24 protein-coding genes and 1 riboswitch are annotated in these 23,908 nt (G+C 73.6%); of the genes, 4 read left to right on the top strand and 20 right to left on the bottom strand.

Features of this window, described 5'->3' with window-relative positions:
- Nucleotides 1-94: 94 nt before the first annotated feature.
- From ACIG87_RS12130 to argC, 6 genes are all read right to left on the bottom strand, one after another.
- On the bottom strand, nt 95-604 hold the full coding sequence (locus tag ACIG87_RS12130; protein WP_396850524.1) for an arginine repressor: 510 nt from the start codon (nt 602-604) through the stop codon (nt 95-97).
- A complete protein-coding gene (gene argF / locus ACIG87_RS12125) occupies nt 601-1,530 on the bottom strand; it encodes an ornithine carbamoyltransferase (RefSeq protein WP_396850522.1) in 930 nt (309 codons plus the stop codon). Before argF ends, ACIG87_RS12130 begins: the two co-directional genes overlap by 4 nt.
- Nucleotides 1,527-2,792, bottom strand: a complete 1,266-nt coding sequence (locus ACIG87_RS12120; protein WP_396850520.1) for an acetylornithine transaminase — start codon at nt 2,790-2,792, stop codon at nt 1,527-1,529. Before ACIG87_RS12120 ends, argF begins: the two co-directional genes overlap by 4 nt.
- The gene (gene argB, locus ACIG87_RS12115; protein WP_396850518.1) at nt 2,789-3,715 is read right to left on the bottom strand and encodes an acetylglutamate kinase; all 927 of its coding nucleotides are present in this window, start codon (nt 3,713-3,715) and stop codon (nt 2,789-2,791) included. Before argB ends, ACIG87_RS12120 begins: the two co-directional genes overlap by 4 nt.
- Nucleotides 3,712-4,884, bottom strand: coding sequence for a bifunctional glutamate N-acetyltransferase/amino-acid acetyltransferase ArgJ (gene argJ, locus ACIG87_RS12110; RefSeq protein ID WP_396850517.1), 1,173 nt, complete (start codon nt 4,882-4,884; stop codon nt 3,712-3,714). The genes argB and argJ overlap by 4 nt, the downstream gene beginning before the upstream one ends.
- A 115-nt stretch (nt 4,885-4,999) precedes the next feature.
- A complete protein-coding gene (argC, locus tag ACIG87_RS12105) occupies nt 5,000-6,001 on the bottom strand; it encodes an N-acetyl-gamma-glutamyl-phosphate reductase (RefSeq protein WP_396850515.1) in 1,002 nt (333 codons plus the stop codon).
- 208 nt (nt 6,002-6,209) lie between these two features.
- Here argC and ACIG87_RS12100 point away from each other — a divergent pair, with 208 nt between their 5' ends.
- Nucleotides 6,210-7,943, top strand: a complete 1,734-nt coding sequence (locus ACIG87_RS12100) for a beta-1,3-glucanase family protein (RefSeq protein WP_396850513.1) — start codon at nt 6,210-6,212, stop codon at nt 7,941-7,943.
- Between the two features lie 53 nt (nt 7,944-7,996).
- Here ACIG87_RS12100 and pheT read toward each other — a convergent pair whose 3' ends face one another.
- The 9 genes from pheT to ACIG87_RS12055 all read right to left on the bottom strand — a co-directional run bounded on the left by pheT (nt 7,997) and on the right by ACIG87_RS12055 (nt 16,443).
- Nucleotides 7,997-10,576 (bottom strand): phenylalanine--tRNA ligase subunit beta, encoded by a 2,580-nt coding sequence (pheT, locus tag ACIG87_RS12095; RefSeq protein ID WP_396850512.1) that lies wholly within the window; start codon nt 10,574-10,576, stop codon nt 7,997-7,999.
- Nucleotides 10,577-10,616: 40 nt separating this feature from the next.
- Nucleotides 10,617-11,696: a phenylalanine--tRNA ligase subunit alpha gene (pheS, locus tag ACIG87_RS12090; protein ID WP_396850510.1), complete on the bottom strand. Its 1,080-nt coding sequence runs from the start codon at nt 11,694-11,696 to the stop codon at nt 10,617-10,619.
- A gap of 213 nt (nt 11,697-11,909) precedes the next feature.
- Nucleotides 11,910-12,749 (bottom strand): TrmH family RNA methyltransferase, encoded by an 840-nt coding sequence (locus ACIG87_RS12085; RefSeq protein ID WP_396850508.1) that lies wholly within the window; start codon nt 12,747-12,749, stop codon nt 11,910-11,912.
- A 31-nt stretch (nt 12,750-12,780) separates the two neighbouring features.
- The gene (gene rplT, locus ACIG87_RS12080; RefSeq protein WP_088645192.1) at nt 12,781-13,173 is read right to left on the bottom strand and encodes a 50S ribosomal protein L20; all 393 of its coding nucleotides are present in this window, start codon (nt 13,171-13,173) and stop codon (nt 12,781-12,783) included.
- A 32-nt stretch (nt 13,174-13,205) separates the two neighbouring features.
- On the bottom strand, nt 13,206-13,400 hold the full coding sequence (rpmI, locus tag ACIG87_RS12075; RefSeq protein WP_026267805.1) for a 50S ribosomal protein L35: 195 nt from the start codon (nt 13,398-13,400) through the stop codon (nt 13,206-13,208).
- An 18-nt stretch (nt 13,401-13,418) separates the two neighbouring features.
- Nucleotides 13,419-14,069 (bottom strand): translation initiation factor IF-3, encoded by a 651-nt coding sequence (gene infC / locus ACIG87_RS12070; RefSeq protein WP_396850506.1) that lies wholly within the window; start codon nt 14,067-14,069, stop codon nt 13,419-13,421.
- Between the two features lie 504 nt (nt 14,070-14,573).
- Nucleotides 14,574-15,047 carry a PH domain-containing protein gene (locus tag ACIG87_RS12065; protein ID WP_396850504.1) on the bottom strand — a complete coding sequence of 158 codons (474 nt, stop codon included), beginning with the start codon at nt 15,045-15,047 and terminating at the stop codon, nt 14,574-14,576.
- 241 nt (nt 15,048-15,288) lie between these two features.
- Complete coding sequence (hisG, locus tag ACIG87_RS12060; protein WP_396850502.1) at nt 15,289-16,134, bottom strand: ATP phosphoribosyltransferase; 846 nt, start codon at nt 16,132-16,134, stop codon at nt 15,289-15,291.
- A 45-nt stretch (nt 16,135-16,179) separates the two neighbouring features.
- Nucleotides 16,180-16,443 (bottom strand): phosphoribosyl-ATP diphosphatase, encoded by a 264-nt coding sequence (locus tag ACIG87_RS12055; protein WP_132265090.1) that lies wholly within the window; start codon nt 16,441-16,443, stop codon nt 16,180-16,182.
- 295 nt (nt 16,444-16,738) lie between these two features.
- On the opposite strand from ACIG87_RS12055, the gene ACIG87_RS12050 reads away from it, so the two are divergent.
- Genes ACIG87_RS12050 through ACIG87_RS12040 form a run of 3 tightly spaced genes read left to right on the top strand, consistent with a single transcriptional unit; the run spans nt 16,739 to nt 19,237 of the window.
- The gene (locus ACIG87_RS12050) at nt 16,739-17,614 is read left to right on the top strand and encodes a transporter substrate-binding domain-containing protein (protein ID WP_396850500.1); all 876 of its coding nucleotides are present in this window, start codon (nt 16,739-16,741) and stop codon (nt 17,612-17,614) included.
- Complete coding sequence (locus ACIG87_RS12045) at nt 17,611-18,492, top strand: amino acid ABC transporter permease (RefSeq protein ID WP_396850498.1); 882 nt, start codon at nt 17,611-17,613, stop codon at nt 18,490-18,492. The genes ACIG87_RS12050 and ACIG87_RS12045 overlap by 4 nt, the downstream gene beginning before the upstream one ends.
- 1 nt (nt 18,493) lies before the next feature.
- The gene (locus tag ACIG87_RS12040; RefSeq protein WP_396850497.1) at nt 18,494-19,237 is read left to right on the top strand and encodes an amino acid ABC transporter ATP-binding protein; all 744 of its coding nucleotides are present in this window, start codon (nt 18,494-18,496) and stop codon (nt 19,235-19,237) included.
- Between the two features lie 122 nt (nt 19,238-19,359).
- Here the strand turns inward: ACIG87_RS12040 and ribH are convergent, their stop codons facing one another.
- Genes ribH through ribD form a run of 5 tightly spaced genes read right to left on the bottom strand, consistent with a single transcriptional unit; the run spans nt 19,360 to nt 23,557 of the window.
- Nucleotides 19,360-19,860, bottom strand: a complete 501-nt coding sequence (gene ribH / locus ACIG87_RS12035) for a 6,7-dimethyl-8-ribityllumazine synthase (RefSeq protein WP_396850496.1) — start codon at nt 19,858-19,860, stop codon at nt 19,360-19,362.
- 2 nt (nt 19,861-19,862) lie between these two features.
- Nucleotides 19,863-21,140 (bottom strand): bifunctional 3,4-dihydroxy-2-butanone-4-phosphate synthase/GTP cyclohydrolase II, encoded by a 1,278-nt coding sequence (locus ACIG87_RS12030; protein WP_396850494.1) that lies wholly within the window; start codon nt 21,138-21,140, stop codon nt 19,863-19,865.
- A complete protein-coding gene (gene pnuC / locus ACIG87_RS12025; protein WP_396850492.1) occupies nt 21,137-21,832 on the bottom strand; it encodes a nicotinamide riboside transporter PnuC in 696 nt (231 codons plus the stop codon). The genes ACIG87_RS12030 and pnuC overlap by 4 nt, the downstream gene beginning before the upstream one ends.
- Entirely contained in the window at nt 21,829-22,494 is a 666-nt protein-coding gene (locus tag ACIG87_RS12020) for a riboflavin synthase (protein ID WP_396850491.1), read from the bottom strand. Before ACIG87_RS12020 ends, pnuC begins: the two co-directional genes overlap by 4 nt.
- Nucleotide 22,495: 1 nt before the next feature.
- Nucleotides 22,496-23,557 carry a bifunctional diaminohydroxyphosphoribosylaminopyrimidine deaminase/5-amino-6-(5-phosphoribosylamino)uracil reductase RibD gene (gene ribD / locus ACIG87_RS12015; RefSeq protein WP_396850490.1) on the bottom strand — a complete coding sequence of 354 codons (1,062 nt, stop codon included), beginning with the start codon at nt 23,555-23,557 and terminating at the stop codon, nt 22,496-22,498.
- Between the two features lie 136 nt (nt 23,558-23,693).
- Nucleotides 23,694-23,864: riboswitch (FMN riboswitch) on the bottom strand.
- Between the last annotated feature and the right edge of the window lie 44 nt (nt 23,865-23,908).

Raw genomic sequence — 23,908 nt, 5'->3', positions numbered from 1 at the left:
CTCCCCGACTGCGGGGTTCGCTCGCCGTGCCGGCTCACCTTCGTGCTCATACCCATGGTCGGACGCCACCCAGGCGGGTGTCCGGCCTGCCCGGTCACGGGGTGTTCCCTTCCCCGTTGTCTTCGCGGCGGGCCCACCCGGCGAGCTTCTCGCCGAGCGCGGCCCCGCCGTCGGCCTCGCGGGCCACCACGAGGATGGTGTCGTCGCCGGCGATGGTGCCGACGATCTCGGTCAGGCCCGCGCGGTCCAACGCACTGGCCAGGTAGTGGGCTGCGCCCGGCGGGGTGCGCAGGACGGCGATGTTGCCACTGGAGTCGACCCCGTTGAGCACTTCCCGCAGCAGTCGGACCAGCCGGGCGGGGGCCGCCTCGGCGTCACGCAACGGCCGGTGGCCGTCCTCGGGGATCAGGTAGCCGGCCCGCCCGTCACCGCCCCGGGCCTTCACCGCGCCCAACTCCTCCAGGTCACGGGAGAGGGTGGCCTGGGTGACCTGCACCCCGGCTTCGGCGAGCAGGTCGGCCAGCTCGGTCTGGGACCGGATCGGCCTGGCCCGGATCAGCTCGACGATGCGGGCGTGCCGGGCGGCGCGGGTCGGGGCGGTCATGATGAGGATGCCTCCAGGAGAAAGGTCAGCAGCGCCTTCTGGGCGTGCAGCCGATTCTCCGCCTGGTCGAAGACCACGCTGTGCGGGCCGTCGAGCACCTCGCCGGTGATCTCCTCGCCCCGGTGGGCGGGCAGGCAGTGCAGCACCTTGACGTCCGGCCCGGCATGGGCCAGCAGCGCGGCGTTGACCTGGTACGGCAGGAACGGGGTGATCCGGTCCAGCCCGTCGTCCTCCTGGCCCATCGAGGTCCAGGTGTCGGTGGCCACCACGTCGGCGCCCCGGACCGCCTCGACCGGGTCGACGAACGCCCGCACCGACCCGCCGGTGCCGGTGGCGATCTTCTCGGCCCGGCCCAGCACGCCGGGATCGGGCTGGAACCCGGCCGGCCCGGCGACCCGGACGTGCATCCCGGCCATCGCCCCGGCCAGCAGGTACGAGTGGGACAGGTTGTTCGCCGCGTCGCCGACGTACGCCAGGGTCCGCCCCGCGGTGCCGCCGCAGTGTTCGCGGACGGTGAGCAGGTCGGCGAGGAGCTGGCACGGGTGGTAGCCGTCGGTGAGCGCGTTGATCACCGGCACGGTGGCGTGCGCGGCGACCTCGGCGATCCGGTCGTCGCCGTGGGTACGCAGCACGATGGCGGCGACGTACCGGGACAGCACCCGGCCGGCGTCGGCGAGCGTCTCGCCCCGGCCGAAGTGGGTGACCTGGGTGTCCACCACCAGGGGGTGGCCGCCGAGCTCGGCGATGCCGGCGTCGAAGGAGATCCGGGTCCGCAGGCTCTGCTTGTCGAAGAGCACCGCCACCGAACGCGGCCCGGCCAACGGGGTGAACGCGAACCGGTCGGCCTTCATCCGCCCGGCCAGGTCGAGCACCGCCGACTGCTCGGCCGGAGTGAGGTCGTCGTCGGCCAGAAGGTGCCGGATCATGCGCGGGTCTCCGTCGGGGTCGAGGTGGAAAGCGGCGGGATCGTGCTGGCTCTCGGCCCCTGCGGGGGCTGTTTCCCGTCCGGGGCGGCCGGGGTGGCGGCGGCGCTGTCGAGCGCGGCAGGGAGGGCGGCCAGGAAGGCGTCGACCTGCCCGGCGGTGAGGATCAGCGGCGGGGCGAGCCGGATCACCCCCGGCTTGACCGGGTTGACCAGGAATCCCGCCGTCCGCAGCGCGCCGGCCACCGGGCCGGCGACCGGCTCGGCGAGCACGATGCCGAGCAGCATTCCGGCACCGCGTACCTCGGTGACGAGCGGGTGACCCAGCGCCTCGATCCCCCGCCGCAACCGTTCACCGGTCCGCTTGACGTGGTCGAGCAGCCCCTCGCTGGCGATGGTGGAGATCACCGCGAGGGCGGCGGCACAGCTGACCGGGTTGCCGCCGAAGGTGGTGCCGTGCGAACCGGCGCGCAGCAGCTCGGCGGCCCGGCCGAAAGCCAGGCAGGCGCTGACCGGCAGCCCACCACCGAGCCCCTTGGCCAGGGTGACGACGTCCGGTTCGATGCCGTCGGCCTGGTGGGCGAACCAGTGGCCGGTCCGGCCGATGCCGGTCTGCACCTCGTCGAGCACCAGCAGCGCGCCGTGTCGGGCGGTGATCCGCCGGGCCTCGGCCAGGTAGCCGGTCGGCGGCACGACCACCCCGTTCTCGCCCTGCACCGGTTCCAGGATCACCATCGCGGTCGCGTCGGTGACGGCCGCCGCCAGCGCGGCCACGTCGCCGTACGGCACGTGGTCGACGTCACCGGGCAGGGGGCGGAACGGGTCGGCCTTCTCCGGCTGGCCGGTGAGCGCGAGCGCCCCCATGGTGCGGCCGTGGAAGCCGCCCGCGGTGGCCACGACGTGTGACCGGCCGGTGAGCCGGGACAGCTTGAACGCCGCCTCGTTGGCCTCCGCGCCGGAGTTGCCGAAGAAGACCCGGCCGGGCCGGCCGGCCAACGCCAGCAGCAGCTCGGCCAGGGCCACCGGCGGCTCGGCGACGAACAGGTTGGAGACGTGGCCGAGGGTGGCGACCTGTTTGGAGACTGCGGCCACCACGGCCGGGTGGGCGTGGCCGAGGCTGTTGACCGCGATGCCGCCGAGCAGGTCGACGTACTCCCGGCCGGCCTCGTCGACGACGACCGCGCCGGAGCCGGAGACCAGCGCCAGCGGCGGGGTGCCGTAGTTGTCCATCATGGACTGGCCCCAGCGTTCCACCAGCGTGCTCATGTTCCGACCGTGCCTTCCTTGTTGGTGGGTCCGGGCGGGGTGTCGACGACCATCGTGCCGAACCCCTCCGAGGTGAAGACCTCCAGCAGCGTGGAGTGGGCGACCCGGCCGTCGACGACGTGCGCGGCCGGCACTCCCCCGCGTACCGCCCGCAGGCACGCCTCCATCTTGGGCACCATCCCCGCCTCCAGGGACGGCAGCAGCTTCGCCAACGCCTCGGTGCCGATCTCGCTGACCAGGCTGGCGGTGTCCGGCCAGTCGGCGTAGAGGCCGGCGACGTCGGTCAGGACGACCAGCTTGCGGGCGTCCAGGGCGATCGCGAGCGCGGCGGCGGCGGTGTCGGCGTTGAGGTTGTGCAGCACCCCGTCGGCGTCCGGCGCGACGGTGGAGATGACCGGGATCCGGCCGGCCGCGATCAGGTCGGTCACCGCCGAGACGTCCACCGACTCCACGTCGCCGACCTGCCCGACGTCGACCGCCTCGCCGTCGACGTACGCGGGCCGCCGCACGGCGGTGAACAGGCCGGCGTCCTCGCCGGACAGGCCGACGGCGAACGGGCCATGGGCGTTGATCAGGCCGACCAGTTCCCGGCCGACCTGGCCGACCAGCACCATCCGGACGACGTCCATCGCCTCCGGGGTGGTGACCCGCAGGCCACCCTTGAACTCGCTGGCGATGCCGAGCCGACCGAGCATGGCGGAGATCTGCGGTCCGCCGCCGTGCACCACGACCGGCTTGAGGCCGGCGTACCGGAGGAAGACCATGTCGGCGGCGAAGGCCCGTTGCAGGGTCGGCTCGACCATGGCGTTGCCGCCGTACTTGACCACCACTGTCGCGCCGGAGAAGCGGGCCAGCCAGGGCAGCGCCTCGATCAGCGTCTCGGCCTTGACCTGGGCCCGGCTGAGGTCCGCGGAGAGGGTCATGTGGAGTACGCCGAGTTCTCGTGCACGTACGCGTGCGACAGGTCGTTGGTCCAGATCGTGGCCGCCGCCGCACCGGCGTGCAGGTCGATCCGGATGGTGACGTCCCGCCCGGTCAGGTCGACCTTGGCGCGGTCCTCGGCGGCGGCGCCGGAGCGGCACACCCAGATCCCGTTGACCGCGACGTCCACCCTGTCCGGATCGAACGCGGCGGCGGTGGTGCCGACGGCGGCGAGAATCCGACCCCAGTTCGGGTCGTTGCCGAACAGCGCGGTCTTGACCAGGTTGTTGCGGGCCACCGAGCGGCCCACCTCGACCGCGTCGTCCTCGTCGGCGGCACCGACCACGTCGATGGCGATCTGCTTGGTGGCGCCCTCGGCGTCGGCCACCAACTGCTGGGCCAGGTCGTGGCAGGCGGCGGTGACGGCCTCGGTCAGCTCGACCTCGGTGGGCTCCACGCCGGACGCCCCGCTGGACAGCAGCAGCACCGTGTCGTTGGTGGACATGCAACCATCGGAGTCGACCCGGTCGAAGGTGACCCGGGTGGCGGCCCGCAGCGCGGCGTCGAGCAACTCCGGCCCGGCCACCGCGTCGGTGGTCAGCACGCAGAGCATGGTGGCCATCCCGGGGGCGAGCATGCCGGCGCCCTTGGCCATCCCGCCGACGGTCCAGCCCGCGCCCCGGACGACGATGGTCTTCGGCCGGGTGTCCGTGGTCATGATCGCCTCGGCGGCGGCGAGGCCGCCGTCGCGGGCCAGCCCCCGGATCGCGGTACGCACCCCGGGCAGCAGCTTGTCCATCGGCAGCCGCTCGCCGATCAGGCCGGTCGAGCAGACCGCCACGTCACCGGCGCCGAGCCGCAGCCGGAGGCTGGACGCGGTGAGCGCGGCGGCGGTGTGCTCGGCGGTGGCGTGGGTGTCCTGGAAGCCGGCCGGGCCGGTGCAGGCGTTCGCACCGCCGGAGTTGAGCACCACGGCACGGACCACCCCGCCCCGGACGACCTGCTGGGTCCAGCGCACCGGCGCGGCCTTGACCCGGTTGCTGGTGAAGACGGCGGCGACCCCGGCGTCCGGGCCGTCGTTGACGACCAGGGCGACGTCGGCGGCCCCGCCGCTCTTGAGCCCGGCCGCAACGCCGGCCGCGCGGAACCCCCGGGGGGCGGTGACGCTCACTGTGCCAGCCTTTCATTCGCGACTGCGGGGCTCCGCTGCGCTGCGCTCCTCGCGCTCACGGGTGCCAGCCTTTCATTCGCGACTGCGGGGCTCCGCTGCGCTGCGCTCCTCGCGCTCACGGTGCTACTCCAAAGGAGGACAGGCCGGTGGTCTCGGGCAGGCCGAGCATCAGGTTGGCGTTCTGCACCGCCTGGCCGGCCGCGCCCTTGCCGAGGTTGTCGATGGCGCTGACCACGATCACCCGGCCGGAGTCGACATCGACGGTGGCCTGGAGGTGACAGGAGTTCGCGCCGGCGGTGGCGGCGGTGTGCGGCCAGGCCCCCTCGGGCAGCAGGTGCACGAACGGCGCGTCGGCGTAGGCGGCGGCCAGCACCGCGCGGGGGTCGGCGTCGCCGGTGGGCACGGCGGTGACGGTGGCGAGGATGCCACGCGGCATGGGCGCGAGCACCGGGGTCAGCGACAGGCCGGTCGCGCCGGTGGCCTGCTTGATCTCCGGGACGTGCTGGTGGGCTCCGACCTTGTAGGGCGACAGGTCACCCATCACCTCGCTGCCGAGCAGGTGCGGCTTGGCAGCCCGGCCGGCGCCGGAGGTGCCGGAGGCGGCGACCACGACCACGTCGGCCGGCGAGACCGTGCCGGCGGCGATCAGCGGGGCCAGGCCCAGCGTGATGGCGACGGCGTAGCAGCCGGTGTTGGCGACCCGGTTGGCTCCGGCGATCATCGCCCGCTGGCCGGGCAGCTCCGGCAGGCCGTACGTCCAGGCCCCGGCGTGCGGGCCGCCGTAGTACCGGGACCAGGCGTCGGCGTCACGGAGCCGGTGGTCGGCACCGAGGTCGACCACCCGGACCGACTCCGGCAGCTCGGCGGCGAGCGCCGCCGACTCGCCGTGCGGCAGGGCCAGGAAGACCAGATCCGCGTCGGCCAGGACCGTCGGGTCGGTCACGGCGAACACCAGGTCCAGACCCGCGAGCTGCGGGTGTACGGCGGTGACCGGCGCGCCGGCCTGGCGGTGCGCCGTGGCGGCGACCAGGTCGAACTCGGGGTGACCGGCGACCAGGCGCAGCAGCTCGCCCCCGGCGTAGCCGCTCGCCCCGGCGACCGCAACTCGGATACCCATTCCAACCTCCGCATGACTATGCAGAGAAGGTTAGCGGGGCCCCCACCCCAACGCAACTTCATACGTTCCACTGCATGGGCATGAGGGGTGAGCTGGATCACTCAGACACATTGACAGCCGTAACCGCTTTGGCCATCCTGAGAGAGCGCTCTCTAGCCCGCCTGTCAGCTCATACCCCGCCTGCACCCTGCGGCCGAAGGAGTCGTCGTTGCGTACCCCGAGAAGCTGGACCACCGCGCTCGCCGCGATCACCCTCGCCAGCGTCACCGCCCTCGGCGCCACCACCGCGCCCACCCGCGCCGTCGGACCGTCCCCGCTACCGCTGACCGTCACCAACAACACCGGCCGGGCGGAGGCCGTCCACCTCTACCTCCTCGGCGTCGACCTCGCCTCCGGCCGGCTCGGCTACGTCACCGCCGGGGGCACCTTCACCCCCTGGCCGGCCGGCGGCCAGCCACCCACCCCCGCCCCCGAGGTCGCGATCGCCGGGCCCGCCAACGGCGGCACCGTCACCCTGCAGGTCCCCCGGGGCCTGTCCGGGCGGGTCTACTTCTCGTTCGGCCAGAAGCTGCGCTTCTCGCTGACCCCGGACGGCCTGGTCCAGCCGGCGCCCTGGGCGGCCGGTGACCCCAACCGCGACATCCTCTTCGACTGGTCCGAGTTCACCTACAACGACGCCGGGCTCTGGCTCAACAGCACCCAGGTCGACATGTTCGCCGTGCCGCACGCGGTCAGCGTCACCGGTGCCAGCGGCACCACCCGGCGAACCGGTCAGCTCGTCGGCGGCGGCCGGCAGGCCGTCATCGACGCCGTCCGGGCCCAACCCGGCTGGGCGGACACCGTCCAGACCCGGTCCGACGGCACGGTGCTGCGGGTCCTCTCCCCCGGCAAGGCCGTCGACGCCGGCCGATTCGCGTCCGGCTACCTCGACCCGTACATCGACGCCGCCTGGCGCTCCTACACCACCCGGACGCTGACCGTGACGCCGTTCACCGACCGGCCCGACGTGCGCTACCTCGGTCGTACCGCCGGCACCACGATGACGTTCACCGACCCGGCCGGCCGACAGGTCGCCACCTTCACCAGGCCGACCAGCTCCGACGTGTGGGACTGCGACGGGGCGCTCGCCGCTCCCAACGACCAGGTGGTCGGGCCGATCGCCCGGACGCTCTGCGCCGCCCTGCACCGCGCCACCCTCGACACCATCACCACGCAGCCCGGTGGCGGTCCGGCCGACTTCTACCGGGGCACGCTGACCAACCACTACTCCCGGATCATCCACCAGCACATGGTCGACGGCCGGGCGTACGGCTTCGCCTTCGACGACGTGCTCGCCCAGGAGTCCCTGGTGCACGACGGCGACCCACGCGCCGCCGGCCTCACCCTCACCCCGTTCACGGGTAGCGCCACGCCGACGCCCACCGCCACCCCGACCCCCACCGCCGGCCCGACCTCGTCCCCCGGCCAGCCGTGGAACGCGACCCGCCACCTCCAGGCCGACGGCACCCTGGCCGGCGTCACCGGACCCACCGGCACGATCACCCTGGCGGCAGCGAACGGCAACCACGACGGCACCCCCACCAATGCCCGGGTCTTCACCGCCCGTGGGCTCACCGGCACCTGGACCGGCGGAGCCACCGCCTTCGACCTGGCCGTCGACGCCGGCACCGCCGTCGGCGACGGCGTCCAGGCCCGGGTGTCGTACGACCTCACCGGCGACGGCACCGCCGACCGGGTCGAGACGTACGCCTACTTCGCCACCGACCCGGTGCCCGGCGTCGAGCGCTACCGGCAGACCCAGGGGCTGCGCTCGGCCACCGGCTCCCTTGGCGACCTGCGCGGCGGGACGGTGACCGTGCAGGTGTGGAACGCCATCGGCGGCACCCCGACCACCCTCGGCGTCGGCGACGCCTCCCGCGTCGTACTGCCCTTCACCGGCTGAGCGGCCGACGGCCCCGACCCGGTGAACGGGTCGGGGCCGTCGGGCCGGTGTGCTCAGGCCCCGCGCAGGGTCGCCCCGAAGCGCTGCGCGGCGACCGCGACGGCGGCGTCCCGGGCCGCCACCGCCTCCTCCACGGTCAGCGTCCGGTCCGGGGCACGGAAGGTGAGCTTGTACGCCAGCGACCGGCGACCCGCGCCGAGCGCCTCCGAGGCGTACACGTCGAAGAGCCGGACGTGCTCCAGCAGCTCACCGGCACCCTCGACGAGAGCGGCCCGGACGTCGGCGGCCGGCACCGACTCGTCCAGCACCAACGCCACGTCGATCAGCGCCGGCGGGAAGCCGGAGACGGTCGGCGCGGACGTCACCGGTGCGGCCGGCAGGGCGTCCAGGTCCAGCTCCATGGCGCTGGTCCGCCGGGGCAGCTCCAACGCCGCCACCACCGTCGGGTGCAGCTCACCGGCGTGGCCGACCACCACGCCGTCGACCACCAGTGCGGCGCAGCGACCGGGGTGCCAGGGGGCGTGCTCGGCGGCCCGCACCTCGATCCGCTCGGCCGGAAGGTCGGCGGCGGCGAGCACCGCCCGGCCGGCCTCGACGGCGTCGGCCCAGCCGGCGGCGCGGCCCGCGCCCCACCAGCCGGCCGGCTCCACGTCGCCGGTGAGCACCACCGCGACGTGCCGGGGCTGGGCCGGCACCACCGCGTCGGCGGCGGCGAACTCGGCGTCGGTGGGACGCCGGTCCACCCCCATGGCCGGCGGGGCGCCCGCACCGGGACGCGGGTGGAACACCGTGCCGATCTCGTAGAGCGCCAGGTCACGGTGGCCCCGGCCCAGGTTGCGCTTGAGGATGCCGAGCAGCGGGCCGAGCAGCGCGGTCCGCAGCAGCGGCTCCTCCTCGGACAGCGGGTTGGCCAGCCGGACCGCCGGACGGCGGGGGTCGTCGGCGGGCAGGCCGAGCTGGTCGGCCAGCTCCGGGGCGACGAACGGCAGGGCCAGCACCTCGACGTAGCCGCGCTCGGCGAGCGAGCGGGCCACCGCCCGGCGGCGGCGCTGCTGCCAGGTCAGGCCCCGGCCGGGCGGCGCGGTGGGCAGCACCGACGGCACCCGGTCGTACCCGTCGAGGCGGACCACCTCCTCGACCAGGTCGGCCGGGTCGGTGAGGTCGGGCCGCCAGGTCGGCGGGGTGACGGTGAGCACGTCGCCGGTGCCGGCGGCCGTCCCGACCGCGCCCGGGTCCTCGGCCAGCCGGTCGGTCCCCCGGACCACCGTGCAGCCCACCTGCTCCAGCAGGTCGACCACCCGCTGCGGGGTGTAGGCGACCCCGATCCGGCGCGACGGCAGGTCGGCCGGGAGGACGACCGGGCGCATCGGCCGGACGTGGTCGAGGTCGAGGATCTCCGCGCCGGCCTCGCCACCGCCGTGCGCGGTGAGCAGTTCGACGGCGCGCTGGAGGGCCACCAGCGGCAGGGCCGGGTCGACACCCCGCTCCCACCGCTTGGCCGCCTCGCTGAACAGCTTGTGCCGGCGGGCGGTACGGCCGACCATCACCGGATCCCAGTGGGCGGCCTCCAGGAGCACGTTGGTGGTGCCACCGACCACCTCACTGGTCTCGCCACCCATCACCGCGGCCAGCGAGATGGGGACGCCGGCACCCTCGCCCGCGAGGGTGTCGGGCAGCCCGGCGTCGCAGATCACCATGTCCTCGACGGTGAGCGCCCGGGTGACACCGTCCAGGGTGGTCACCTTCTCGCCCGCCTCGGCCCGGCGTACCACCAGCGGGCCGGTGATCCGGTCGGCGTCGAAGGCGTGCATCGGCTGGCCCAGTTCGAGCATCACGTAGTTGGTGATGTCGACCGGCAGCGAGATGCTGCGGATGCCGGCCACGGTCAGCCGCTGCCGCATCCAGCCGGGCGTCACCGCCGTCGGGTCGACGCCCCGGACCAGCCGGGCGGTGAACCGGTCACAGCCGACGGTGTCGCGCAGCTGCACCGGGTACGCCGGCTCGGCCGTCCCGGCCGGTGCGGGCACCAGGCCCGGGTCGCGGAAGGACAGGCCCAGGGCGTACGCCAACTCCCGGGCGATGCCCCGCACGCTCAGGGCGTACCCCCGGTCCGGGGTGATCTCCAGCTCGACCACGACGTCGTCGAGCCCCACCACGGGCCGGGCGTCGTCGCCGGGCCGGGCCGTGGTGTCGGGGGGCAGCACGATGATGCCGGAGTGGTCGTCGCCGAGGCCCAGCTCCTGCGCCGAGCAGATCATCCCGGCCGAGGTGCGCCCGTACGTCTTGCGGGCGCCGATGGCGAAGTTCCCCGGCAGCACGCCGCCGGGCAGGATCACCACGACCCGGTCGCCGGGGGCGAAGTTGCGCGCCCCGCAGACGATCTCCTGCGGCTCGCCGGTGCCGTTGGCGGTACCGACGTCGACCCGGCAGTGCCGGATCGGCTTCTTGAAACCGGTCAGCTCCTCGATCTCGCGGACCTCACCGACGACCAGCGGCCCGGTGACCGTCCGGCTCAGGTCCACCACGGACTCGACCTCGATGCCGAGGTCGACCAGGGCCTGTTCCAGGTCGCCGGTGGGCAGGTCGACGGGGAGGTCGACGTACTCCCGCAGCCAACTGACAGAAACTCGCATGACTCAGACCACCGTCTCCGTGACTCGTACCCGCATCGCCCTACGCCCCGGCCCCGAACGCGCGGGTGAACCGCACGTCGCCCTCGGCCATGTCCCGCATGTCGCTGACCCCGTGCCGGAACATCACCGTCCGGTCGATGCCCATGCCGAATGCGAACCCGGAGTAGACCTCCGGGTCGATGCCGCAGGCCCGCAGCACCCTCGGGTTGACCATGCCGCAACCACCCCACTCGACCCAGCGCGGGCCGTCCCGGTGCTCGGGGAACCAGACGTCGAACTCCCCCGACGGCTCGGTGAACGGGAAGTAGTGCGGACGCCAGCGGGTCTTCGCGCCCTCGCCGAACATGGCCCGCGCGAAGTGGTCCAGGGTGCCGCGCAGGTGCGCCATCGTGATGCCCTTGTCCACCACCAGGCCCTCGACCTGGTGGAAGACCGGCGCGTGGGTGGCGTCCAGCTCGTCGGTGCGGTAGACCCGGCCGGGCACCACCACGTAGATGGGGGGCTTGCGGGTGAGCATGGTGCGCGCCTGCACCGGCGAGGTGTGGGTGCGCAGCACCAGGCCGGAGGAGTCGGCACCCGACGGCGGTGCGATGTGGAAGGTGTCCATCAGCCCGCGCGCCGGATGGTCGGCGGGGATGTTCAACGCGTCGAAGTTGGTCCACTCCAACTCGACCTCGGGGCCCTCGGCCACCTCGTAGCCCATTCCGACGAACAGGTCGCTGATCTGCTCCATCAGGGTGGACAGCGGGTGCCGGGCACCCCGGGGCCGCCGGTCGTACGGCAGGGTCACGTCGACCCGCTCCTCGACCAGCACCCGGGCCGCCTGCTCCCGGTCGAGGACCTCGGCGCGGGCGGCGTACGCGGACTCGATCGCCCGGCGGGCCTCGTTGACCCGCTTGCCGGCGTCGGACTTCGCGGCCGGCGGCAGCGCGCCGATCTCCCGGCGGGCCAGCGACACCGGGGAGCGGTCGCCGAGGTGCGCGGGGCGCAGCGCGGTCAACGCGTCGGGGTCGGCGGCGGCGGCGAACGCCTGCTCGGCGGCGGCCACCGCCTCGGCCAGGGCGGCCGGGTCGAGCAGGGCGACCTGCTTCGGGTCGTACGGATCGTTGCGGTAGCTCATGGCGTACGGGCACTCCCTCACGGCGGCGCCGGCCCTCCCGGGCGGCTAGGCGAGTCTACGGACGCGCGGCTTCGCCGCAGCCCGCCGGTGGGAGTTACGCGCGGGGGAAGGTCAGGCCCGCCGCCCGCCGACACCGGCGGGCTGGCTAAACGAACGCCGTGGCGCGTTCCTCACGTGACCGACTCCCCTGCTGGATGCGTGCGCCGATCGAGGTCAGCGCAGTGCTCGGGCTGAAGCGTACAGGCAGACGGCCGCAGCCGCAGCCAGGTTCAGGCTCTCGGCCCGCCCGTGCAGCGGCACCCGCACCCGGGCGTCGGCGACGGCGGTCAGCTCCTCGGGCAGGCCGTGCGCCTCGGAGCCGAACAGCCAGCCGGTGGGGGCGGCCAGCCGCCCGTGGTCGATGAGGTCGTCGAGGTCGCTGTCGCCGTACCCGGTGGTAGCGAAGATCGAGAGCCCGGCGGTACGGAGCACTTCGACCGCCTGATGGGGGTCGGTGGCGCGGACCACGTCGACGTGGAAGAGGCTGCCGGCCGAGGCCCGCACGCACTTGCCGTTGTACGGGTCGACGGTGTCGCCGGCGAAGACCACCGCGCCCGCGCCGGCCGCGTCGGCGGTGCGCAGCACGGTGCCGGCGTTGCCCGGATCGCGGATTCCGGCGAGCACCGCGACCAGTCGCGGCCCGCGCGCCAGCGCGGCGTCCAGCGGCACGTCGAGGTGCCGGCAGACGGCGACCAGCCCCTGCGGGGCGACGGTCTCGGTCAGCGCGGCGAGGGCCTCGTCGGTCACCTCGGAGACGGGCAGGTCGGCGTGGGCCGCCCGCGCTGCCAGGTCGACGTGCCGGTCGAGGGCGGTCGGGGTACCGAAGAGCTCCACGACCGTGTCGGTTCGGTCGAGGGCCTCGCGGACCGCCTGCGGCCCCTCGGCCAGGAACCGCCCGGCCGCGTCGCGGTCCCGGCGGCGGTGCAGCCGGCGAGCGGCGACCACCCTGGGGGTACGCGGGGTGAACGGGCCGGTGACGCCGTCGAGGCGTCTCCCGCGCGGTGGTGACTGCATGGGAGACGCCTCGATCTGCTGCCGGGGTGGGTCAGGCGGCCTGGGCCGCGGCGCCACCGGTGCCCTCGGCCGCCACGGCGGCGCGGGCCAGCTCGACGATCGCGGCGAACGCCGCGGCGTCGTGGACGGCCAGGTCGGCCAGGATCTTGCGGTCGACCTCGATGCCGGCCAGGCGCAGGCCCTGGATGAGCCGGTTGTAGGTCATGCCGTTGGCTCGGGCGCCAGCGTTGATGCGCTGGATCCAGAGCTGCCGGAAGTCGCCCTTGCGGTCACGGCGGTCCCGGTAGGCGTACTGCATCGAGTGCAGCACCTGCTCCTTGGCCTTGCGGTACAGCCGGGAGCGCTGACCGCGGTAACCGCTCGCGGTCTCCAGCAGGGTACGACGCTTCTTCTGGGCGTTCACAGCCCGCTTGACGCGTGCCATCTCAACTCCTTATTCGGTTCAGGTGGCGCGCGTCAGCGGCCGAGCAGCTTCTTGATTCGCTTGACGTCAGCCTTGGCCAGCTCGACCGTGCCGGTCAGCCGCCGGGTCTGGGTGGAAGGCTTCTTCTCCAGGTTGTGGCGAAGGCCGGCCTGCTGGGCGACGATCTTGCCCTTGCCGGTCACCTTGACCCGCTTGCCCATACCCGTGTGGCTCTTCATCTTCGGCATGTGGAACGTCTCTCCCTGTTACTGGCCGCTGGGTTCAGCGGTCGGGCCGGTCTCGCCGGCTGCTGCGGTCTCACCGGCCACCGGGGCCTCGCCATCTGCCGGCGCCGCGGACTCGTCCGTGGTCCGGTCCCGAGGCCCGGTGCGGGACGCCGTGGCGGCGACCGCGGAGGCCTTGACGGCCCGGTGCGGAGCGAAGACCATGATCATGTTTCGACCGTCCTGCTTCGGAGCGGCCTCGACGTATCCCAGGTCCGTGATCTCGGACTCGAGCCGGCGCAGGAGCCGGTAACCCAGCTCCGGGCGGCTCTGCTCGCGACCGCGGAACATGATCGTCACCTTGACCTTGTCGCCCGCCTTGAGGAACCGCACCACGTGACCCTTCTTGGTCTCGTAGTCGTGCGGGTCGATCTTCGGCCGGAGCTTCATCTCCTTGATGACGGTCTGCTGCTGGTTACGCCGCGCTTCGCGCGCCTTGAGTGCGCTCTCGTACTTGAACTTGCCGAAGTCCATGAGCTTGCACACCGGCGGGCGCGCCATCGGCGCAACCTCGACCAGGTCCAGGTCGACGTCCGCGGCCAACTGCAGGGCGCGCTCCAGCGGGACGATGCCCACCTGCTCACCCTCAGGGCCGACCAGTCGGACCTCACGTGCCCGGATCTGATCGTTCACGCGTGGTTCGACGCTGATGGGGCCTCCTCGAGTCGAGTCTGCTGCGTGGCCGACCCCGCGCAGCCCCCGGGTGAGGGCGACTCGGAAAGCAGAAGGCCCCGGCACATGCCAGGGCCCGCTCGACCGGTCGGCACGATCACATGATCGCGCATCCGGAACCGGGGCAGGCCCGGAACCGGTGACCGGACCCGGCCACCTACTGGGGCGACTCGGGTGGGAGCAGGCGCTCCGCTTCAGGACCACCCGCACGCCGGAGGCGGGGGCGGTCTGGTCGACTTGCCCACACTACACCCGCGCCCCAGCCATCCCCAAACCGGGCCCGCAGGTCAGCGGGGGTAGAAAGACCGCCGGCCCCAGCCGCACCCCGGCGTACCCGGTGACAGGCGTGGCACCGGGCCTCGGCCCGCCGCCCACCGGACGGCCGGCACGACGGTCGACCGCAGGCGACGACGGCAGGGCAGCGGCGTCGACCGAACCGGCGGGGCGGGCGGCGGCAGGGGCGGTTCAGTGGTTGGTCGGAGCGCCGCCGAGCCGGGACAGGTGGGCCTGGTGCAGCCGGCGCAACGCGCGGACCCCGTCGACCGCGATCTCCTTGTCGGCCGCCTGGAGGGCCACCATCGGCAGCAGGTCGTCGTCGTGCAGCTCCAGGTGGGCCCACGGTGCGCCCCGGTCGAAACGCACCCCCCGGATCACCTCCCAGGGCAGCTCGTACGAGCCCACCACGTTGCGTACCCGGACACCACGGACGTCCGCCTCGACCCGGGGCCGGGTGAAGAGCAGGATGCCGAGCGCGCCGAGCACCCCGAGGCCGACCATGGCGAGCTGGTCACCACGCTGGAAGGTGCCGTAGCCCTCGCCGGTCGCCCCGGTCAACGAGGTGGCGACCAGGCTGAAGACCACCAGCAGGGCGATCGCCGAGGCCCAGCAGACGACCCGGATGCGACGCGGCTTCAGGCGGATCAACTCGGTGTCGCTCACCCGCCCAGTCTGCCACCCGTTCCCGGCCGCCACTGCGCCGCCACCCGCCCCACCAGCCCCCGATCGACCGCGACCGGCCGGGTCCAGGCGGGCCGGGCGCGAGTCGGGGCGGGGCGCGGGTCGGGTCGGGCGTTCGCCGTGGTGCCGAAGTAGCGGTGTCAGGGTGGTGTCGACACCGCTACTTCGGCGACACAGAGTGGATCATGCCGGGCAGGAAGGGCGGATCACCGCGCGGCGGGGTTCAGAGCCGGCAGGCGTGGATGTTGGTGACCAGGATGGCCCGCGCGCCCAGCTCGTACAGCTCGTCCATGATCCGGTGCACGTCGTCACGGAGCACCATCGCCTGCACGGCGACCCAGCCCTCCCGGTGCAGCGGGGAGACCGTCGGTGACTCGATGCCGGGGGTGAGCGCGCTGGCCCGATCGAGCAGGCCGGCCGGCACGTCGTAGGCGAGCATCACGTAGCGGCGGGCGACCAGCACCCCGTGCAGGCGGCGCAGCAGCTGCTCCGACTGCGGGTGCGCCGGGGCGTCGGCCCGGCGGACCAGCACCGCCGAGGAGCGCAGCAGCGGGTCGCCGAAGACGACAAGTCCGGCCTGGCGCAGCGTGGCGCCGGTCTCCACCACGTCGGCGACGACGTCGGCGACACCGAGCCGGATGGCGTTCTCCACCGCGCCGTCGAGCCGGATCACGTCGGCCTTGACGCCGAGTTCGGCGAGGTACCGCTCGACCAGCCCCGGGTACGCGGTGGCGATCCGGTGTCCGCCCAGGTCCTGGACGTCACCGACGTCCTGTGGGCGGGCGGCGAAGCGGAAGGTGGCCCGGCCGAACGCCAGGTCGACCACCTCCTCGGCGGGTGCGCCGGAGTCGATCAGCAGGTCCCGGCCGGTGATCCCGACGTCGAGGTCACCCGAGCCGACGTAGGTGGCGATGTCCTTCGGCCGCAGGTAGAAGAACTCGATGTCGTTGGCCTCGTCCGGGCAGACCAGGTCCTTGGGGTCGGTGCGCTGGCGGTAACCCGCCTCGCGCAGCATCTGGGCGGCCTTCTCGGCCAGGGCGCCCTTGTTGGGTACGGCGACACGCAGCATGACGGAGTGCTCCTTCGCTCGGATCAGATCAACGACGCGGCGCACTCACAGATGTCGGTAGACGTCCTTCAGCTCCAGCCCGCTGGCCAGCATCAGCACCTGCACCTGGTACAGCAGCTGGGAGATCTCCTCGGCGGTCCGCTCCGGGCCCTCGTGCTCGGCGGCCATCCACGACTCGGCCGCCTCCTCGACGACCTTCTTGCCGACGAAGTGCACCCCCTTGGACAGGGCGGCGACCGTGCCCGAGCCCGGCGTGCCGGCGGCGGCCTTGGCCTGGAGCTCGGCGAACAACTCCTCGAACGTCTTCACGGGACCAGATTCTTCCAGCCACCCGCCGACGCCGTGCGCTCCGGGTCCGGCCGAGTCATCCGGCCCACCGCCCGGTTCCCGCTGGCTGGGACGGTGACCGACCGGGAGCACGCCCCGGACGGGACCACGGACCGGCGGGAGCACGATGCTGGCCGGTCACGGCGTCGCCGGGACGACGGTCACCCGACGCCGGACCGACCGCCGGCAACGGACCGGACACGAATGGACACCGATCTCTCATCTACCTGATGGGACACCCTTCGGGGGATCGGCGGTCTTCTTTATCCTGGCGGCCATGGTCAGCAGCAGCTCACGTACCCGCACGGCCGCCGCCACCGCCGCCGCCGCGCTCCTCGTCGCGGTGGCCGGATGCGCACCCCAGGACGAGACCCCCACCCCCGACGCCGTTCCCACGGCGGCCACCTGCACCAAGGAGGGCCTGAAGACCCGGACGGCGGGCAAGCTCACCGTCGCCACCGACGAGCCCGCGTACGAGCCGTGGTTCCGGGGCGACAAGCCCGACACCGGCGAGGGCTTCGAGGCCGCCGTCGCGTACGCGGTGGCCGAGAAGCTCGGGTACGCCCGCGGGGACGTCACCTGGACCCGGGTCAAGTTCGACACCGCCATCGCCCCCGGACCGAAGACGTTCGACTTCGACATCAACCAGTTCTCCATCACCGAGGAACGCAAGCAGGCGGTCGACTTCTCCGCCCCCTACTACCTGGTGCGGCAGACCGTGATCGCGCTCAAGTCGTCCAAGATCGCCGGGAAGAAGTCGCTGGCCGACCTGAAGGACGCCAAGCTCGGCGCCCAGGTCGGCACGACCAGCTACCAGGCGATCACCGACCTGATCAAGCCCAAGGCGAAGCCGCAGGTCTACAACAGCAACGACGACGCCAAGAAGGCCCTGCAGAACGGCCAGCTCGACGGGCTGGTGGTCGACCTGCCGACGGCGTTCTACATCACCGGGACGGAGCTGCCCGACGCCACCGTCGTCGGGCAGTTGCCGCAGGTCGGCGCACCGGAGGCGTTCGGGCTGCTGTTGGACAAGGACTCCCCGCTCACCGCCTGCGTCAGCAGGACGGTCGGCGAACTCTCCGAGGCGGGCACGCTCAAGCAGCTGGAGCAGAAGTGGCTCACCCAGGTGGCGGGGGCGACCGAACTCCAGTGAGCCACCGGGCGACCCACCCCCACGGCACCCCGACGCCACGCCGCCAGCACACCCCCTCGGCCGCCCAGCGGCGGCGGGCCGCCTACCGGCGTCGGCAGACGACCCGCAGCGTGCTGGTCGCCGCCGCCTCCACGGCGGTGCTCGGCACGCTGCTGGTCGTCGCGGTCACCGGCGCGCCCGGCTGGGACCGGGTCCGCCGGTCGTTCCTCGACCCGGCGATCGCCCGGGACGCCCTGCCGGAGGTGCTGACCGGGCTCTGGCTCAACGTCCGGCTGCTGGTCTGCTGCGCCGTCGGGGCGCTGCTGCTCGGCCTGCTGATCGCGCTGCTGCGTACCCTGCGGGGCCCGGTCTTCTTCCCGGTCCGCGCGCTCGCGGCGGGCTACACGTACACCTTCCGGGGCCTGCCCCTGATCATCGTGCTGTACGTGCTCACCCTCGGCGTGCCCGGCCTGCGGTTACGGGGCATGCCCCCGGTGCTGGTGCTCGGCGGGCTGGCGCTGGTGCTCACCTACGGTGGTTACCTGGCGGAGGTGTTCCGGGCCGGCATCGAGTCGATCCACCCGAGCCAGCTCGCGGCAGCCCGCTCGCTCGGGCTGACCTACCGGCAGACCATGCGGCACGTGGTGCTGCCGCAGGCCGTCCGGCGGGTCGCGCCGCCACTGCTCAACGACGTGGTGGCGTTGCAGAAGGACGTCGGCCTGGTCTCCCTGGCCGGCCCGATCGACGCGGTCCGGGCGGCGCAGATCGCCACCGCGCAGACGTTCAACTACACGCCGTACATCCTGGCCGGGGTGCTGTTCGTGCTGCTCGCCATCCCGCTGATCGCGGTCACCGACTGGGTGACGCTGCGCTCCGCCCGACGCCAGTCCGGAGGCTGACATGGCGATGCTGACCTGCCGGGGGCTGCGTAAGGAGTTCGGCGAGCAGGTGGTGCTCGACGGTCTCGACCTGACCGTCGACGAGCACCAGGTGGTGGCCCTGATCGGGGCGTCCGGGTCGGGCAAGTCGACGCTGCTGCGCTGCCTCAACCTGCTGGAGGAGCTGGACGACGGGACCATCGAGCTGGACGGCGAGGAGATCTCCGACCCCCGGGTCGACCCCGACCGGGTCCGCCGGCGGATCGGCATGGTCTTCCAGTCGTACAACCTGTTTCCGCACCTGAGCGTGCTGGAGAACGTCACCCTCGCCCCACGCCGGGTGTACCGGCGGGGGCGGGCCGACGCCGAGGCGCAGGCCCGGGAGCTGCTGGACCGGGTGGGACTGGGGGCGAAGGCGGACGCCTACCCGGACCGGCTCTCCGGCGGCCAGCAGCAGCGGGTGGCGATCGTCCGGGCGTTGGCCAACTCCCCCCGGCTGATGCTGCTCGACGAGGTCACCTCGGCGCTCGACCCGGAGCTGGTCGGAGAGGTGCTGTCGATGATCCGGGACCTGAAGGCCGACGGGATGACCATGGTGCTGGCCACCCACGAGATGGGCTTCGCCCGGGACGTCGCCGACCAGGTCTGCTTCCTCGACGCCGGCCGGGTGGTCGAGGCCGGCCCGCCCGCCCAGGTGCTCGGCGAGCCGACCCAGCCGCGCACCCGGCAGTTCCTCAAACGCATCATCGAGGCCGGTCGACTCTGAGCGTCGCCAGGCGGACCGGCTCCGTGGGGCGAGGTGCGACCTCGCCCCACGGAGCGGGTGTCAGCCGGCTCCTGGCCGCGCGGGCCGGGAGCCGGGTGGTGGGGCACCACGGCCCGGACCGGTCAGCCGGCGAAGCCGACCCGGTGGCCGTTGGCGTGGGCGACGGCCCGGATCGCCAGGGCGGCGTCCAGGGCAGCCACCGTCGCCGCCCAGCCCTTGTCCTCGGCCGACCCGGGCAGCCCGGCGCGGTCCCGGGCCTGCTCGATGGTGTTCACGGTGAGCACCCCGTGCGCCACCGGCTTGCCCTCGTCGAGAGCGATCCGGGTCAGACCGTCGGTCACCGACCGGCAGACGTAGTCGAAGTGCGCGGTCGTGCCGCGCACCACCACGCCGAGGGCCACCACCACGTCGCAGCGCCGGGCCAGGGCCTGGGCCACCACCGGCAGCTCCACCGAGCCGGCCACCCGGGCCGTCACCGCCCGCGCACCGCACGCCTGCGCGGCGGCCACCGCCCGGTCGAGCATGTGGTCGGTCAGCTCGCCGTGCCAGCGGGCGGCCACCACCCCGACGGTCAGCCCGGTGGCGTCCACCGGGGTCACTCCGGGTTCACCGAAACCCGCCATCGTTACGCTCCGATCTCGTCGCCGGCGACCGGACGACCCATCGGGGCCTCGGTCACCTCGTCCAGCTCGTCCAACAGGTGGCCCATCCGGTCCCGCTTCGTCCGCAGGTAGCGGACGTTCTCCGGGTGCGGCCGGACCGGCAGCCCCTCCCGGCCGGTGATGGTCAGCCCGTACCCCTCCAGCCCGGCGCGCTTGGCCGGGTTGTTGGTGAGCAGCCGCATCGACCGCACGCCCAGGTCGTAGAGGATCTGCGCGCCGGTGCCGTAGTCCCGGGCGTCGGCGGGCAGCCCCAGGTCGAGGTTCGCGTCCACCGTGTCGCGCCCCTGGTCCTGGAGCTGGTACGCCTGGAGCTTGTGCAGCAGGCCGATGCCCCGTCCCTCGTGCCCGCGCACGTAGAGGACCACGCCCCGCCCCTCCCGGGCGACCCGGGCCAGCGACGCCTGCAACTGTGGGCCGCAGTCGCAGCGCAGCGAGCCGAAGACGTCCCCGGTGAGGCACTCGGAGTGCACCCGGACCAGCACGTCCTGCCCGTCGCCCAGGTCACCGAAGACCATCGCGACGTGCTCGGCCGGGTCGTGCTCGGCCCGGTAGCCCAGCGCCTGGAACACCCCGTACGGGGTGGGCATCCGTGCCTCGGCGACCTGCTCCACCTGCTTCTCGTGCCGCCGCCGATACGCCACCAGGTCGGCGATGGTGACCAGGGTGAGCGAGTGCTCGGCGCAGAACTTCTCCAGGTCCGGCAGGCGCATCATGGTGCCGTCGTCGTTGACCAGCTCGCAGAGCACCCCGGCGGGGCGCAGCCCGGCCAGCCGGGTCAGGTCGACGGCCGCCTCGGTGTGCCCGGGACGGCGCAGCACCCCGCCCTCGCGGGCCCGCAGCGGCACCACGTGGCCGGGGCGGGCCAGGTCCGTCGGGTCGGTGCCGGGGTCGGCGAGCAGCCGGATGGTGTGCGCCCGGTCCGCGGCGGAGATGCCCGTGCTGACCCCCTCCCGGGCGTCCACGGTCACCGTGTACGCGGTGCCGCGCCGGTCCTGGTTGGTGTGGTGCATCGGTGGCAGGTCCAGCCGGTCGCACTCCGACTCGGTCAGCGGGACGCAGACGTAGCCGGAGGTCCAGCGGACCATGAAGGCCAGCAGCTCCGGGGTGGCCAGTTCGGCGGCGAAGATCAGGTCGCCCTCGTTCTCCCGGTGCTCGTCGTCGACCACGACGACGGGACGGCCGGCGGCGATGTCGGCCACCGCCTGCTCGATGTCGGCGAAGATGGAAACGCGCTCACTCATGCCACGACCTCCGAGTAGGTGGACGGGATCGGTCGGGAGGTCGCCCTGGTCGCCCGCGAGCTGCCCCACCAGGCGGCGAAACCCGCGACGCAGAAGGCGCCGTAGACCAGGTACATGGCCGCCGACGGGTAGAAGCCGCCGCGCAGCAGCAGCGGTACGCCGACCGCGTCCACGGCGATCCAGACCAGCCAGAACTCCACCCAGCCCCGGGCCATGCCATAGGTGGCCAGCAGGCTGCCGGTGAGAATCCAGGCGTCCGGCAGCGGGCCCCACGACCCGAGCCCGGCGAGCACCGGGTAGCCGAGGGCGCTGCCGACGACGGCGGCCAGCAGCATGCCCAGCCGTTCCCGGCCGGTGGCCCAGCGAGGGCTGACCGCCGGCCCGTCAGCGCCGTGGCGGCGGTTGCCCGACCAGCGCCACCAGCCGTAGACGCTGACCGCGAAGAAGAAGACCTGCCGGCCGGCCTGGCCGTAGAGGTCGTGCGCCTGTGGGGTGGCGAACACGCCACCGAGGAAGACGGTGAACAGCAACCCGTTGCCGATCATGCCGACCGGCCAGGCCCAGACCAGTCGGCGCAGCCCGAGAAGCGCCGAGGCCAGCCCGAAGACGTTGCCGACGATCTCCCGGACCAGCACCGGCGAGCCGGCGACGTGCACCTGGGCGTCGAGCAGCCAGCCGAGCGGCCCCGTCACCGGGCACCGCCGTCGACGGGCGGGATCAGCGGGCCGGCGGTACCCCCGGCCGCCGTCGGATCGGTCGCCGGGCGGGTGCCGAGGAGGCGTTCGACGTACTTGGCCAGTACGTCCACCTCCAGGTTGACCGGGTCACCGACACCCCGGGCACCGAGGGTGGTGAGTTTCAGGGTGGTCGGGATCAGCCCGACGGTGAACCAGTCGTCGCCGACCGCCGCCACGGTCAGCGACACCCCGTCGACGGTGATCGAGCCCTTCTCCACCACGTACCGCGCCAGGGCGGCGGGGAGCCGGAAACGCAGTGTCTCCCACTGCGCGGCCGGTTCCCGGGAGAGCAGTTCGCCGACCCCGTCGACGTGCCCCTGCACCAGGTGCCCGCCGAGCCTGCTGTTCAGCGCGGCGGCCCGCTCCAGGTTGACCGGGTCGTCGGGGCGCAGCCCGCCGAGCGCGGAACGGCGCAGCGTCTCCCCCATCACGTCGGCGGTGAACACCCCGCCGCCGACGTCGACCACGGTCAGGCAGACCCCGTTGACCGCGATGGAGTCGCCGTGCCGGGCGTCCGAGGTGACCAGCGGGCCGCGGATCGCGACCAGCGCCGAGTCACCCCCGGTGTCGGCGATCCGGACGACCTCGCCCAACTCCTCGACGATGCCGGTGAACATCTCAGGCCTCCCTCTTCCGGGGCAGCGCGGTGATCCGCAGGTCGGAACCGACCCGGGTAACGTCGGTGATCTCCAGATCGATGGCCTCGGCGATGGTCGTCACACCCGCGTCGATCAGCGCGGTCGGGCCGGCGCCGAGCAGTTTCGGCGCGACGTACCCGACGACCCGGTCGACCAGGCCGGCGGCGAGGAACGCCCCGGCCAGCCGGGGACCGCCCTCCAGCAGCGCGGCCCGCACCCCCCGGTGGTGCAGCTCGGCCAGCAGGGCCGGCAGGTCGACCCGGCCGTCCGGGCCGGCCCCGACCTGCGCGGCGGTGGCGATCCAGGTCCGGGCGGCGCCGTCGCGGACCCGGGCGTCGACCGGGGTACGCCCCGCGCTGTCCACCACCACCCGCAGCGGTTGCCGGATGGCCAGGGTGCCGTCGCGCAGGTTGCGGGCGGTGAGCCGGGGGTCGTCGGCGAGCACGGTGCCCACCCCGGCGATGACCGCGTCCACCGTGCCGCGCAGCGCGTGCACGTCCATCCGGGCGGCCTCGGAGGTGATCCACATGCTGCTGCCGTCGGCCGCCGCCGACCGGCCGTCGAGGGTGGCGGCGTACTTCCAGATCAGGTACGGCCAGCCGCGCCGCATCGAGGTCAGCCAGGCGACGTTGCCGGCCTCGGCCTCGTCGGCGCGTACCCCGAACTCCACCCGCACCCCGGCGGCGCGCAGGGTGGCGGCACCGCCCGAGGCGACCGGATTGGGGTCGGGCACGGCGATGACCACCCGGGCGACCCCGGCGCGGATGAGGGCGTGGCTGCACGGGCCGGTGCGACCGGTGTGGTCGCAGGGTTCCAGGGTGACCACGGCGGTGCCGCCCCGGGCCCGCTCACCGGCCTGGGCGAGCGCGACGATCTCGGCGTGCGGCCCGCCGGTGTACGCGTGGAACCCCTCCCCGACGACGACGCCGTCCGCATCGAGCAGCACGCATCCGACGACGGGGTTGGGGCTGGTGGTGCCGAGGCCACGGGCGCCGAGCGCGATGGCACGACACATCGCCTCATCGACGGAGACGCCGTCCATGCCCTGCCCTCTCCCTCGCCGGTCCGCGCGCGGGCGGTACGGGAGAAGCCGGGCAGCGGGCGGAGCCGGGAACGGCAGAGCCGCCCCGGGGAGCCCACGCGCGGCCGGAAGGCGCTCGCGCAGGCCCGCCCCGCCCGCGCGCTGTCTCCCATCCGGACTGTCGGGGGTGCGGACGAACCGCTCCCCCACCGTCGGCCCCGGATTCTCACCAGGTCCACCGGACGGCAGAGCCGTCCGGGTCGCGGGCTTACCACGTTGGCCGTGGATCACCGCCGGTTCGGAATTTCACCGAGCCCCGCCAGCGCGTGGTGGGTACATGCGAAGTCTTACACGTTCACCCGGGAGGTCCGC

The sequence above is a fragment of the Micromonospora sp. NPDC051925 genome (assembly GCF_044548625.1).
GTDB lineage: Bacteria > Actinomycetota > Actinomycetes > Mycobacteriales > Micromonosporaceae > Micromonospora.
Note: the sequence above shows the minus strand (reverse complement) of the source record. Positions and strands in the feature narration are given on the sequence as shown.